The following is a 13,322-nucleotide window of genomic DNA, read 5'->3' as shown; positions in this document are numbered from 1 at the left end:
AGCTGCATCGAACGGGCCCTCTCGATTCGAGTTAAGACGTGGATCGGTGTCGAACAGGCGCTCAGATGGCCCGCCGGTAGACCGCTGTCTCCGGCAGCGCCGACGGGGGCCCCGCGTCACCGATCGGCCCGAACTGGCCGGTCGAAGCCTCGAATTGAAAGACCTGTCCGGTCTCGATCTTGAAGACCCAGGCGTAGAGAGAGAGCTCGCCGCGCGCGAGCCGCGCGCGGATCGTCGGGTGCGTCCGGAGGTTCTCGACCTGGGCGAGCACGTTCTCCTCCACCGTGATCGTCAGCCGATCCGCCCCCTCAATGTGCGGGTAGTTCTCCTGCACCAGGCGGCGCGTCAGCTCCGCGTGCTGGAGCCACGCTTTGACCGCCGGCAGCTCGTCGAGGCCCGAGGGATCGAGCAGCCCGCGCATCGCGCCGCAGAGCGTGTGGCCGCAGACGATGATGTGCTTGATCCCGAGGTGCGCGACCGCGAACTCGATCGCGGCGGCCTCGCTGCCGTTGCTGGCGCCGTACGGCGGCACGATGTTGCCGACGTTGCGCACGATGAAGATGTCGCCCGGCTGGGTCTGCGTGATGAGGTTCGGGTTGATGCGGCTGTCCGAGCACGTGATGAACAGCGCCTCGGGCCGCTGACCCCTCGCCAGGTGGCGGAAGAGGTCTTGATGTGTACCGCACACCTCGGCATGGAACTTGTGCAACCCGTCAGCGAGCTTCTGCATGGAATAAACCCTCTCGTTGGCCGCGCCGATCCGGCGCGGCAGCCGTCGTGAACACCTCCGATTCCAGCGACTCCGAGCCGGACCGCGAGCGGCCTCGGCCACGGAGCTAGCCTATCAGTTCAGGAGGCGTGGTGGAGGACGACGGAGGGGAGGGTGGGGGACGGGGGACGGGACGCGGACGGGCCGGAGATCGGCGACGAGAACTGCGCGCGGCGGCGCCGCGCCGGCGCGCGGCGCCGATCGGGAGGCGACGGAACGACGGGCCCCGTCGCGGGCCGGCGGCTGCAAGGCCTCGAGCACACCGTCGTTCTCGCTGGCCCCGGTACGAAACGATCCCGAAACATCGGAGTTGCCGGCTTCGATGCTGCTGATATTCGCCCGTCCCAGCGCAGCGGGGGCGAGGATCAGCAGAAAGAGCAGCGCGATCCGAGGGAAAAATGACCGGAGGGCCAGCATCGTTCGAGGAGTGACAGGCTGTCGGCCGCGGGAACCAGGGAGGCGCCCTGTCTATTCCCTAACCTGGCAGCGGTCTCGGTTCGTCGCAAGACACAACGAGGTGCAGATCGTGTGGGGCAGAATGTCCCGATCTGGGGCGGACGTCTCGCGCCTGAGCCAGCACGGCGCCACGTCCAAATACCCGTACCAGCGACAGAATTCAACCCGCCGTCAATGCCGTCACGATGGCGTCGCGGAAGCCGCGCATCTCGTGCTCACCCGCATATTTATAACGAGGCCAGAAGAAGCCCTTGAGACCGTCCCGCTGACGGCGCGGGACCACGTGGATGTGCACGTGGGGGACGCTCTGACTGACGCGGTTGTTGATGGCGACGAAGGAGCCATCTGCGGAGCATGCGGACTCGACGGCGCGCGCGAGGCGCTGGGCGGTCGCGAAGAGCGGACCGACGAGCGACGCGGGAACATCGGTGAGCACCTCGTGATGGGCGCGCGGGATGAGCAGGCAGTGGCCGGGGAAGAGCGGGCGGTGATCCAGGAACGCCAGGACCTCCGGCTCGTCGAGCACGACGTGGGCCGGCGTTTCGCCCCGGGCGATGCTGCAGAACACGCAGGGGCGGGACGGCATGGTGAGCCTCGCGCTCTTCGATGCCGCGCGGCCTGCCTGGCGTCAATGCCGGCCGCGCGGGCAGCGGCGCGCGGCCACGGCCACGGCCGCGGCCACGCTGGGCGCGCGCGGCCGTGGCCACGCTGGGCGCGCGCGGCTGCGCAGGGGGCGCGCGGTCATCAGTGGCTGGCCAGGATGGCGTCGATCGAGCCGTAGGTGGCAGGTTCGCGCGTCCAGTAGTCCAGGAGAAGACCGCCGGCCGTCATCCAGGCCCGGTCGAATCCGCCGTCCTGCGACGTGACGCGCACGACGTGGTCGCCGCCGTGGAACGCCCAGTGGCGGCCCGTGTGGTCGAAGTGGTCGATGAGCGCGCCCTGCCGCGTCTTGACGTGGAGCGCGTCGGAGGGATCGTCCCACGACGTGTCGATGATGAGCTCGTAGACCTGCCAGATGTTGCCGGACGGCAGCACTCCCCAGTCCACCTGGACCCCGGAGTCGTTCGGGAGCCCGAAGACGAAGCAGCGGGGCATGCGCCGCGCCGCGTGCCAGAGATCGCCGTTGCGGCTCTGCTCGTGGTGGAGCGTGACGAGCGTGTCGCGCGCGAGGCCGAACGCGTCGTTGTCGCCGGGGCTGTCCCACACCCGGCGGAAGAGGTGCTGGCAGAGCTGGTCGGCCCCGGCGGAGAACCCGACGGTGAGCAGGCCCCGCTGCCGGCGCTCGTGCAGGAGGCGCCCGAACTTGCCGGGCTCTCCGTCGAACATCGCGCCGAGCTGCTTGTAGCGCCAGAGCCCCGTCGTGCTGTAGCCGCCGCCGAGGATCACCACCTCGGACGACGCGAGGTAGCGCCACAGGACGTCCACGTCCTCCCTGCGCAGGTTGCTGGTCCAGTAGAACGGCACGTGCTCGAGGCCGAACCGCTCGTAGAACCGGAAGAACCAGCTGAAGTTGCCGTACGCGAACTCCTGCCGCTCGCGCTCGTTGCCGTCGCGGGGCGCCTCGGACATCGGCAGGAACAGGATTCGCTTGTTGTCCCGCCCCGAGAGCGCCCGCTGCGCGATGTAGTGGTCGTGGATGAAGTTGCAGCGGTTATGGGAGCTGTAGAGCAGCGCGGTCCCTCTCATGAGGGCGCGCATCTGAGCCGCTCGCCGCGCCTCACGTCAAGAGGCCGCTCTCGGCGGGCGAGCTCGGCGCGTCGACGGCGAGGCGCGGCGCCGGTCGGCCTCGGTCGCTCGTCGGTCAACCACGCGCCGCGCGTCAGCCGCGCCGCACCTGCTGCATCTTGCGAGGGATGGCGCCCGAGCGCATCAGCATCTCGAACGCCTCCTTCTCGAGCATCGGGTGGACGCCGCGCGGCGGGACGCCCATGGGGCTCTTCTTCTTCGTGACGAAGCCGCTCAGGTACTGCGGGTTGAGCGCGCTCAGGCTCCGCAGCGTGGTCTTCATCTGCTTCGTGTTGTTCGCCCACGCATAGGCGAACGCGCGCGAGCGGAGCAGCTGCGGCTTGAGCTCGGCGAACGCCTCGTCGTTCGGATCGAAGGTCTCGAGCAGCTCGACCGCCTTCCCGGCCTGGCCGGTCCGGGCCCACGCCTCGCCGACGATGGCGGCCATCATGGCGCGGATCCTCGGCTCCTTGTGGCGGGTCATGTCGATCTTGTCGACGAGCGCCCGCGCCTCGTCCGTCTCGCTCAGGATGAGGTGGATCATGCCGCGCTGGGCGCGCGCCTCGTCGGCCATCGGGGCCATCACCTTGTCGAGGTTGATGGTCTCCAGCGTCCTGAGCGCGGCCCGCGGGTCCTCCTGCATCTGGAGCTGCGCCTTCGCGAAGGTCGCGGCCGCGTCGTCCTTCTTGAACTCCGTGTCGAGCTTGGCGATCGCGTCCTTGCGGGCCTCGGCGGAGTCGGCGGTCTGCACGATCTGCGCGACGGCGCGCGTCCGGGTCGCGAAGCGCAGCGCCCACACGATGACGCCGCCCACGATGACCGTCAGGACGCCGGCGACCGCCTTCGGCCAGACCCCCGGGATGGCCAGGGCGATGGCCCAGACGATGAGCGCCGGGATGCCGACGCGGATGGCGAGCGAGCGCGGGTTCAGCTGCGAGAGCGGGTCGGCCGCGGGCTTTCCGCTGCGGAGGGCGGCGATGGCCTGCTCGCGCTGCTGCTTGGGGCTCTGCTTCTTCGGGGTGGGTTTGCCGGGGGTCTTCATCGAGGTCGTGGAGCTGATTTCCTGCGCGGGGCGCGGGGTCTCATAGCCGGCTTGCGGGGGAGCGGCCAGCGGAGGCGGTCGGACGAGCCGATCGGCCCCGGGGAGGGGGCTCGGGCGGGCGGAACTAGCTCGCGGCCCTGTCGGGATCGCTGCTGCGGGCGCTGGGCTCGCCTTCGGGCTCGGGGGCGGGGACGGGCGTGGAGGCCGGGCGGGCGGATTCGAAGCCGCGCAGCGGCGGGAGCGGCTCGATCGCGGGGGCGATGATCGGGACGCCGCGCTGCGGCGGGATCGTGGCCGTCGGATCGGCGAGGCCCAGCGTCGACTCGCGGAAGTGGAGGAAGATCGTCTGCGCGATCGAGAGGCAGGGGACCGCGAAGAGCGCGCCGGTGATCTGGAAGAAGTGCTCGCCGACCAGCAGCGAGAGCACCACGAGGACCGGGTGGATCTTCGCCGAGTCGCCGATGATCTTCGGGTTCAGGAAGTTCGCCTCGAGCTGGTGGATGCCCACGATCCACGCGAGCACGCCGGCCGCCGTGCCGAACGACTGCGTGAGGCCGATGAGGACCGCCGGGACCGAGCTCAGGATCGAGCCGAAGATCGGGATCAGCGACATCACCGCCGCGAGGACGGAGAGGATCGGCCAGTACTTGAGGTCGAAGAGCCAGAAGCCGATCGCGGAGAGGACGCCGTTGACGAGGCAGATCAGGAGCTGCCCGCGGACGACGCCGGAGAGCCCCCGGTCGAGCCGGCGCAGGAACCGATCGAACGAGTCGCGCGAGGTCGGGTGCCAGAGCTCGCGGAAGAAGCGCAGGATCTTCTCGTGCGTCAGGATGATGTAGCCGGCGAGCATCAACGTCATGAAGAGGTTGAAGATGCCGCGCGAGATGGCCGTCGCGATGGCCTGCCCGATCCGGAGGACCGCGAGCGAGTTCTCCTTCAGGTAGGCGGCCCCCTTCTCGTAGCCCTCCTGGAGCATGTTCGCGCTGGAGAGCCCGCGGTGCCTCGGGCGCGCCTGCGCGATCTGCCAGACGCCGTCGCGCGTCTCGCGGACCTCGACGTCGTCGGCGATCTGCACGTCGAACGAGCCGTCCGGCCCGGGCAAGATGCGGATCGGCGGGCGCTCGGCGCTCTCCTCGCCTCCAGCAGGGGCCGCGCTGGAGTCGGGCGTCCGCGCGGCCTGATCGGGCTCCTGGGCGGGCGCGTTTGCCGGCGGCGGCGCCTCGGGCTCGCGGCCCGACCAGCGGTTGAGCCGCGCGTCGAGCGCGGGCAGGTACTCCTCGCGGAGGCGCGCGGCGAGGCGCGGGGCCTCGGCGGTGAGCGCCTTCCCCTCGGCGATGAGGCGCGGGACGCTGAGGGCGAAGAAGCCCCCGATCCCGGAGAGCACGAGCGCGTAGACGACGAGGATCGCCGCCCACCGCGGCACGCGCGCGCGCTCGAGCCGGAGGACCGCCGGCGTGAGCACGTAGGCGACCACGAGCGCGAGCACGAACGGGAGCAGCACCGCGTGGGAGACGATGAGCAGCGCCGCCGTGAGGACGGCGCTGACCGTCAGGAACACGGTGCGCCGCGAGGGGCCTTCGCTCACAGCGCCCCGCCGCGCGCGGCCCGGCCGTGGGGGCCCTCGTCGACGAGCGACGCGGGGAGGTCGGCGAAGAAGCCGAGCAGGTGGTCACGCGTCGCCTCGAGCGCCTGCGGGACGACGCGGACGTCGGCGAGCACCGGCATGAAGTTGGTGTCGCCGGGCCATCGCGGGACGATGTGGACGTGCAGGTGCTCGGCGATCCCGGCGCCCGCCGCGGTGCCCAGGTTGATCCCGACGTTCATGCCCTCGCACTTGAGCGCGGCGCGCAGGCGGGTCGTCGACTCGCGCACGAGGCGGAAGAGGGCCTCGTGATCGGCTGGATCGAGCGCGTCGAGCGAGGCGACGTGCGCGTGCGGGACGATGAGGAGGTGGCCCGACGCGAACGGGTAGCGGTTGAGCATGACGAACGCGCGGCGGGTCGTCGCCACGACCAGCCGGTCGCGCTGTTCTTGCTCGGATGCGCGGGGGATGCCGCAGAAGATGCAGTCGGCCTGGCCCTTCGGCGCAAGGATGTAATCGATGCGCCAGGGCGCCCACAGGGGGTTACCCATGTCGCGGAGACGCTAGCACGGCGGCATGGCGCGCGGGACCACCGCTCGCTCGTCGCCGCGTCGTCCTCGCGGTTGCCGCGCAGGCGCGCCGCGCGTTCCGCCGCCCCGCCGCAGCGCCGCCGGTGGAGGCTCAGAAATGGATCGGCGTGGCCGCGAGATCGAACCAGAGCGAGAGGCCAAGCCCGGCGGAGGTGCCGAGCGCATCCCAGACGAAGTCGCGGACCGAGGGGGTGCCGTGCCCGGCGGCGTCGTAGACCTCCTTCGCCAGCCCAGCGCCGAGCGCGACCGCGGCGCCCACCGCGAGCCGCTGGCGGAGGTCGCTGGTCGCGAGCGCGCCGAGCGCATAGCCGCCGCCGGCGAGGGCGATTGACGCGCAGAAATGGCGCATCTTGTCATCGCCGAACCACGGGTCGGCGGCGCGGAGCGGGGCGTAGGCGCGCCCGAGCGGCTGCGCCTGGAACCCCGCCCAGGGAGCGGCCGAGGCGCGGGGGCCGCCGGCGCGGGCAGCGGGAGCGGCCGAGGCGCGGGGGCCGCCGGCGCGGGCAGCGGGAGCGGCCGAGGCGCGGGGGCCGTCGGCGCGGGCAGCGGGAGCGGCCGAGGTGCGGGGGCCGTCGGCGCGGGCAGGAAGAGCGCTGAGCGCCAGGGCGGCGAGGACGGGCGCCCCGAGGGCGGAGCGCGCAAGGAGGCCTCTCATCGCGGCATCGTCCGCGGCCTCGCAGAAAAAGCAAGAGGCGAGGCCCTGGGGAGGGCCTCGCCTCTCGTCGACATCGGGTCCACACGGCGAGCCGAGGGCACCGGGGCGCCCTCGGCCCGCCGCACCTGACGTGCGGCGGGTGAGCGCCTGGCGCGCGGCCGCGTCAGCGACGCCGCGCGCCGGGCAGCGTCACTTCAGGTCCAGCTTGGCGCCGAACTTCTCCTTGATGAGATCGCCGATCGTCCCGGCCACCGGCTTGTCGTCGTCGTCCTTGCGCTTCTGCTGCTGCTGCCGGACCGGGGCGGGGCGCTCCATGCCGATGTTCTTCATCGTCAGGAAGAGCCGGCGATCGACCGTGTCGAGCGACGAGATCTCGGCCTTCACCTTGTCGCCGACCTTGAGCTTGCCTTCCTCGGGCTCCTGCACGTCGCCCTGGGAGATGAGCCCCTCGACGCCCTCGCGCAGCCGCACGAACACGCCGTAGTCGACGATGCTCACCACCTGGGCGTCGTCGAGGACGCGGCCGGGCGGGTACTCCGTCAGCATGCTCGGCCACGGATCGTCCCAGAGCTGCTTGATGCCGAGGGAGACCTTCTTCTCGTCGTGGTTGATCGAGAGGATGATCGCCTCGACGTCGTCGCCCTTGTGGTAGAGGTCGCTCGGGTTGTTGACGCGCACCGACCACGAGAGATCGCTCTTGTGGACCATGCCGTCGACGCCCTCCTCGATCCCGACGAAGACGCCGTAGTCGGTGAGCGACCGGACCTTGCCCGCGATCTTGTCGCCGGGGTGGTACTTGTCCGTGAACAGCATCCACGGATCGGGCTCCAGCTGCTTGAGACCGAGGCTGATGCGCTTCGCGCGCGCGTCCACCTCGAGCACCTGGCACTCGAGCTCCTGGCCCACCTCGAGCAGCTTCGACGGGTGCTTGACCTTCTTGGTCCAGCTCATCTCGCTGACGTGGATGAGGCCCTCGACGCCCGGCTCCAGCTCGACGAACGCGCCGTAGTCGGTGATCGACATGACCTTGCCGCGGACCTTCTTGCCCGCCGGGTACGCCTCCTCGGCGTGGTTCCAGGGGTCCTCCTGGGTCTGCTTGAGGCCCAGGGAGACGCGCTCGGTGTCGGCGTTGTACTTGAGGACCTTCACGAGGACCTCGTCGCCGACCTGGAACACCTCGCTCGGGTGGTTCACGCGGCCCCACGACATGTCCGTGATGTGCAGGAGGCCATCGATCCCGCCGAGGTCGACGAACGCGCCGTACTCGGTGATGTTCTTGATGGTCCCCTTGACGGTCATCCCTTCCGTCAACGTCTCGAGCGTCTTGGCCTTCATCTCGTCGCGCTCGCGCTCCAGGAGCACGCGCCGCGAGAGCACGATGTTGCCGCGCTTCTTGTTGAACTTGATGACCTTGAACTTGTAGGTCTGGCCGATCAGCTTGTCCAAGTTGCGGATCGGGCGGAGATCGACCTGAGAGCCCGGGAGGAAGGCCTTCACGCCGCCGCGGATGGTGACCGAGAGGCCGCCCTTCACGCGCTGGCTGATCGTGCCCTCGATGAGCTCGTCCGCCTCGCAGGCGTTCGAGATCTCATCCCAGACCTTCATCTTGTCGGCCTTCTCCTTCGACAAGGTCACGAGGCCGTCGTCGTTCTCCCGGCTCTCGATGTAGACGTCGACCTTGTCGCCCGCCTTGACGGCGCTCTGGCCCGCGGCGTCCGCGAACTCGCGGAGCGCGATCACGCCCTCGCTCTTGCCGCCGATGTCGACCACGACGGAGTCGCGGTTCACTGCGACCACGGTGCCGGAGATGATCTCTCCTTCACGCGCGAAATCGCCCCCCTCCACGCTCTGTTCGAAGAGCGCGGCAAAGCTCTCCATGCTCGCCCCGGACGAGCCAGCCTCCATATGGATGTTACTAGTCATGTTGTTCGTTCTTGTTTCCTTTCCTTCCCTGGGATTCGCCGCGCGGGCGCAGTCGTGGACCCTAGGTGCCACGCACGAGCGGCGGAGGGGCAGGCACACGCGTACCGATGCACCCGGGCCCCTCGGGAGAGGCGAGCCTGTAGTCTGAGGAGGGGCCTCTGTCAATGCAACGACCGAGCCACTGGAGGTTTTTGTAGGTCCGGTCCGTTTTGGTGGGAAGGATGTGCCCGCCCGCTCAAAGCGGCGCGATCTCAGGGCGCGGCGCCCGGCGCGGTGCCGTCGGCGTTGCGCGCATCGCGCGCGGCGCGGGCGCGGTGTGCGAGCTCTGCGCAGGCGCGATCGAGGCCCTCGTAGGGCCATTTCGTCCGGATCTCGACGAGCTCTCCCTGCGCGAGGGCCTGGGCTCCCTCGAGCGCGGCGCCCGCGCCGACGACGTCGACGGGGAGCACCGCGAGGGCGAGCTTGAGGCTCCCGAGGAGCGCCTGGGTGTCCGGGGCGAGCGCCGCGGCGGCCTCGCCCGACGCGGGCGCGAGGCGCATCGAGAGCGCGGGCTCCGCGCCGAGGGCGAGGGTGCCCGAGGCGTGGTCGATGCGGCGGAACAGCGCTCCGGCCCGCGGCAGCACGCGGGAGGCGGCGGTGGCGGCGCCGGACCACGCGGCGCTGGTGAGCGCGAAGGTGACGGCGCCCTGCTCGGGCAGATCGAGGCGCCGCCACTCGTCGGACGCCGGCAGCGCGGCCCTCACGATCTCGGCGTCCGTGCCGAGGACGAGCGTTCCGTCGTCGGCCTGGCCGAGCACGGCGCGCGGCCCGATGAGGAGGAGCTCGCCCTCGCGGCGGACGCCGGCCCAGCCCTCGTCGCGGGCGACCTTCTCCATGCCGGCGACGAAGCGGCCCTTCGGGATGCGCCCGCCCGCGAGCGCGACCCAGCTCGTGGCGTCGGTCGACGCGACGACGATCTCGCGCAGATCCGACGGGAAATCGAGCCCGGTGGCCGCCTCGATGCGCGCCTTCCGCGACGCGGTCTGGGGCGCGTCGTCGAGCAGCGGGAGGAAGTGCCGGCGCACGGGGCCGAAGAGCGCGAGGTCGGCGGTCTCGAGGCGGACCACGATGTTCGCGTCGCCCGGGATGTGCTGCCGGGCCGTCGGCACATAGCGCCAGAAGAAGAGGTAGACGCAGAGCGCCGCGCCGGCGAGCAGCGCGGCGAGCACGATCGCGAGCACGAGGCACGCGGCTCCGCGGGGGCGGCCCGGGCGCTGCGGGGCGGCGGGGGCGCCTTCGCCGGGCGGCGCGGGGCGCGCCTCGGCAGGATCGCCCTCGGGCGCCGGCTCGGGCGCGGCGAGGTCGTCGGTCACGGTCGGTCGGATCGGTTCTTCGATCAGGGTGTCAGGCATCGGCTTAGCCGGGCGAGCGCCCGGACAGCAGGGCGAGCACGAGGGGCGCTGGGAAGAGCCATCGGAGCCGCACGGTGCTCTCCACCTGCTCGATCGAGAGCTCCTTCATGAGATCTGCGTAACGCACATCCTCGACGTTGTCGCGGAGCACCTCGAGGAACCGGCGGGCGCGCCCCGCGCCGGCCGCGTCGACGCCGACGAGCTCCACGTCGAGGCGCACCCCTTCGTCGTGGAGGGACGCCACGGCGCGGACGCGCGCGACGCCCGCGACGAGCGCGCCGATCGACGGGAAGCGCCGCGCGAGGTAGGGGGGTAGCCGGCGCGCGCGCAGGTCGAGGCTCACGAGCCCCTCGGCGGCCGGGTCGCCGCGGCGCGCGTCGGGGCCGTCGCGGAGGACGCGCGCGACGCTGCTCACCTCGACCGCCGACACGAGCGCGACGGCGCGATCGCCGAGCGCGATGATCCGCGCCGTGTCGGCGCGCGATCCCGCGACGCCGCCGCGGCGGTCGAAGACGGCGACGCCGTCCTGCGCCGCCCGCGCCGGCTCCCAGCGGCCGGGATCGGGCGTGAGCCCGGCCATCCGGCCCTCGAGGACGACCACGCGATCGCCCTCCTCGAGATCGGCGAGCCGCAGGCCGAGCCAGACGACGTCGGCGCGCTGGAGGGCGCTCTCGAGCGCCTCGTCGGGCACCTCGTCGAGCGCGCGCCGGGCGAGCTCGTCCGAGGCCGCCTGGCCCAGGCCGTCGCGCATGCGGGCGACGTCGACGCGCACGACGAGATCGAGATCGGCCGGCAGCAGATCGGCCGGTTCGACGCGCCGGACGACGCGCGGGCCGATCGGGCTCGCCGCGCGCGCGGGGTGGCTGACGCCTGCGACCTGCGGCGCGGCGTCCCCGCAGGCCGGGAGCCCGAGCGCCATCAGGGCGGAGGCGGCGGCGACGGCGGCGGCGCGGACCTCAGCCGCCGCGCGCACGGATCTCCACGAGGGTCGCCATCTCGTCGATGATCTCCTGCGGGCTCCTGTGCCCGGAGTCGACGAGGATCGCGTCGTCGGCCTTGCGGAGCGGCGCGACGGCGCGCTCGCTGTCCGCCTTGTCGCGGCGGAGCACGTCGGAGAGCGTCGCCTCGAAGCTGACGTTCATGCCGCGCGCGACGAGCTCGTCGTACCGCCGCTTCGCGCGGATCTCGGCCGGCGCCGTCAGGAAGAACTTCACCTCGGCGTCCGGGAACACCACGGTGCCGATGTCGCGCCCCTCGAGCACCACGCCGCCGCCCGCGCCGGCCTGCCGCTGCATCGCGAGCAGCGCCTTGCGCACGGCGGGGACGGCCGAGACCCGGCTCGCCCCGAGGCTGATCTCGGGCGCGCGGATCGCGCTGGAGATGTCCTCGCCGTCGAGCAGCACGCGCATGCCGCTGCCCCCGAGGCTCGACTGGGCCGGGGCGTTCGCGGGCGGGGGGGCGGAGGAGTCGGGCGGAACGCCGTGCGGGCTCCGCTCCAGCGCGATGCGCCCGCCGCGCGCGAGATCCTCGGCGAGCGCGCCGATCGCGCCCTCCTCTTCCCACAGGAGGCTCGCGCGGCGGGCCGCGAGCGCGACGGCGCGGTAGATCGCGCCGGTGTCGACGAGCAGGTAGCCGAGCCGCTCGGCGAGCCCCCGCGCGACCGTGCCCTTGCCGGCGCCGGCCGGTCCGTCGATCGCGACGCGCAGCCGCCGGGGCTCGTCCCGGGCCGGGAGGTGGTGCGCGTCGTCCTGTCGTTGTCGTTCGGTCACCTGCGCTCCTCCTCCTCTCTCGCTCACCGATCGCGCGCTCACGCGGCGCGGGCGCCCTCGACCTCGATGCGCGCGCCCAGGGCGCGCAGCGTCCCGACGAAGAGGGGAAAGCTGGTCGCGATGCAGCCCGCGTCGCGGACGCGCGTGGGCCCGCCCGCGGCGAGCCCGAGCACGGCGGCCGTCATCGCGATGCGGTGATCGCCGCGGCTGTCGACGTCGGCCGCGTCGAGCGGCCGGTCGGGCCTGCCCTCGACGAGGAGCCCGTCGGTGCGCTCCTCGCAGCGCAGGCCGAAGGCGCCGAGCACCGACGCCATCGCCGCGATGCGGTCGGTCTCCTGCGAGCGCAGCTCCCGCGCGTCGAACACCTCGGTGAGGCCGCGCGCCCGCGCGCCGAGGCCGAGCAGGATCGGCAGCTCGTCGATGGCGCGCGCCGCGAGCTCGCCGCCCGCGCGCCCGGCGCGCAGGCCGGCGCCGGAGGAGGCGGGCGCGACGTGGATATCGCCGGTGGGCTCTCCGAGGGCCTCTCCCTTGATCTCGACGGCGACGCCGCCATCCATGTCGCGCAGCACCTCGAGCAGCCCGGTGCGCGTCGGGTTGAGGCCCACGCGCCGCGCTGTCACGCGGCTCCCCGGGACGATCTGCGCGGCGGCGACGAGGAACGCGGCCGCGGAGAGGTCGCCGGGCACGTCGAGCTCGAACGCCGGGAGCGCGCCGGAGAAGCGGGCGGCGTCGAGGCAGACCATCGCGCCGACCGAGTCGATCGGCACGCCGAGCGCGGTGAGCATGCGCTCGGTGTGATCGCGCGAGACGATCGGCTCGCGCACGAACGTGGGGCCGTCGGCGTAGAGGCCGGAGAGGAGGAGGGCGCTCTTCACCTGGTCGCACGGGATGGGGATCTCGTGCTCGATCGACGAGAGCACGTGCGGCTCGGGGAGCGGCCCGACGTCGAGCGGCGCCGTGATTTCGCCGATCTTGCGCGGATCGAGCTGCCCCTCGATGTGCCCGCCGCGGAGCCGGAGCGGCTTCGCGACGCGCTCCATGGGCCGGCGCGAGAGCGACGGATCGCCGACGAGCCGCGCGGCGAAGCGCTGGGCGACGAGGACGCCCGCGAGGAGCCGCATCGTGGTGCCGGAGTTGCCGCAGTCGATGGGGCCGCCGGGGGCGCGGAGGCCGGAGAGCCCGGCGCCGTGGATGACGAGGTCGCCCGGCGACGGCTCCTCGACGCGGACCCCCAGGGCGCGCAGCGCGCCTACGGTCGAGAGGACGTCGCCGCCGAGCGTCCCGCCCCGGATGCGGCTCTGCCCGGTGGCGAGCCCGGCGAGGAGGAGCGCCCGCTGGGCGATGCTCTTGTCCGCAGGGACCGGAACGCTCCCGATGAGCGGCCGCTCCGCCGGGTGGACGATGAGGTCGGGCACGGGTT

12 protein-coding genes are annotated in these 13,322 nt (G+C 72.3%); all 12 read right to left on the bottom strand.

Features of this window, described 5'->3' with window-relative positions; all coding sequences use genetic code 11:
* Positions 1–61 precede the first annotated feature (61 nt).
* The 12 genes from WMF29_RS36555 to aroA all read right to left on the bottom strand — a co-directional run bounded on the left by WMF29_RS36555 (position 62) and on the right by aroA (position 13,317).
* Positions 62–730, bottom strand: a complete 669-nt coding sequence (locus tag WMF29_RS36555; RefSeq protein ID WP_437324734.1) for a carbonic anhydrase — start codon at positions 728–730, stop codon at positions 62–64.
* Positions 731–1,385: 655 nt separating this feature from the next.
* A complete protein-coding gene (locus WMF29_RS36550; protein ID WP_437324733.1) occupies positions 1,386–1,811 on the bottom strand; it encodes an HIT family protein in 426 nt (141 codons plus the stop codon).
* A 158-nt stretch (positions 1,812–1,969) separates the two neighbouring features.
* Positions 1,970–2,911 (bottom strand): hypothetical protein, encoded by a 942-nt coding sequence (locus tag WMF29_RS36545; RefSeq protein WP_437324732.1) that lies wholly within the window; start codon positions 2,909–2,911, stop codon positions 1,970–1,972.
* Between the two features lie 133 nt (positions 2,912–3,044).
* Positions 3,045–3,992: a hypothetical protein gene (locus WMF29_RS36540; protein WP_437324731.1), complete on the bottom strand. Its 948-nt coding sequence runs from the start codon at positions 3,990–3,992 to the stop codon at positions 3,045–3,047.
* Positions 3,993–4,116: 124 nt separating this feature from the next.
* Positions 4,117–5,577: an AI-2E family transporter gene (locus tag WMF29_RS36535; RefSeq protein ID WP_437324730.1), complete on the bottom strand. Its 1,461-nt coding sequence runs from the start codon at positions 5,575–5,577 to the stop codon at positions 4,117–4,119.
* The gene (locus WMF29_RS36530) at positions 5,574–6,125 is read right to left on the bottom strand and encodes an HIT family protein (RefSeq protein ID WP_437324729.1); all 552 of its coding nucleotides are present in this window, start codon (positions 6,123–6,125) and stop codon (positions 5,574–5,576) included. The genes WMF29_RS36535 and WMF29_RS36530 overlap by 4 nt, the downstream gene beginning before the upstream one ends.
* Before the next feature lie 130 nt (positions 6,126–6,255).
* On the bottom strand, positions 6,256–6,819 hold the full coding sequence (locus WMF29_RS36525; protein WP_437324728.1) for a hypothetical protein: 564 nt from the start codon (positions 6,817–6,819) through the stop codon (positions 6,256–6,258).
* A gap of 189 nt (positions 6,820–7,008) precedes the next feature.
* Positions 7,009–9,102: a 30S ribosomal protein S1 gene (locus tag WMF29_RS36520; protein ID WP_437324727.1), complete on the bottom strand. Its 2,094-nt coding sequence runs from the start codon at positions 9,100–9,102 to the stop codon at positions 7,009–7,011.
* Positions 8,994–10,133 carry a hypothetical protein gene (locus WMF29_RS36515; RefSeq protein WP_437324726.1) on the bottom strand — a complete coding sequence of 380 codons (1,140 nt, stop codon included), beginning with the start codon at positions 10,131–10,133 and terminating at the stop codon, positions 8,994–8,996. Before WMF29_RS36515 ends, WMF29_RS36520 begins: the two co-directional genes overlap by 109 nt.
* Positions 10,134–10,137: 4 nt before the next feature.
* Complete coding sequence (locus WMF29_RS36510; RefSeq protein WP_437324725.1) at positions 10,138–11,106, bottom strand: hypothetical protein; 969 nt, start codon at positions 11,104–11,106, stop codon at positions 10,138–10,140.
* Positions 11,090–11,902: a (d)CMP kinase gene (gene cmk, locus WMF29_RS36505; protein WP_437324724.1), complete on the bottom strand. Its 813-nt coding sequence runs from the start codon at positions 11,900–11,902 to the stop codon at positions 11,090–11,092. Before cmk ends, WMF29_RS36510 begins: the two co-directional genes overlap by 17 nt.
* A gap of 38 nt (positions 11,903–11,940) precedes the next feature.
* Positions 11,941–13,317: a 3-phosphoshikimate 1-carboxyvinyltransferase gene (aroA, locus tag WMF29_RS36500; protein ID WP_437324723.1), complete on the bottom strand. Its 1,377-nt coding sequence runs from the start codon at positions 13,315–13,317 to the stop codon at positions 11,941–11,943.
* Between the last annotated feature and the right edge of the window lie 5 nt (positions 13,318–13,322).

The organism is Sorangium sp. So ce381 (assembly GCF_051473845.1).
GTDB lineage: Bacteria > Myxococcota_A > Polyangia > Polyangiales > Polyangiaceae > Sorangium > Sorangium atrum.
Note: the sequence above shows the minus strand (reverse complement) of the source record. Positions and strands in the feature narration are given on the sequence as shown.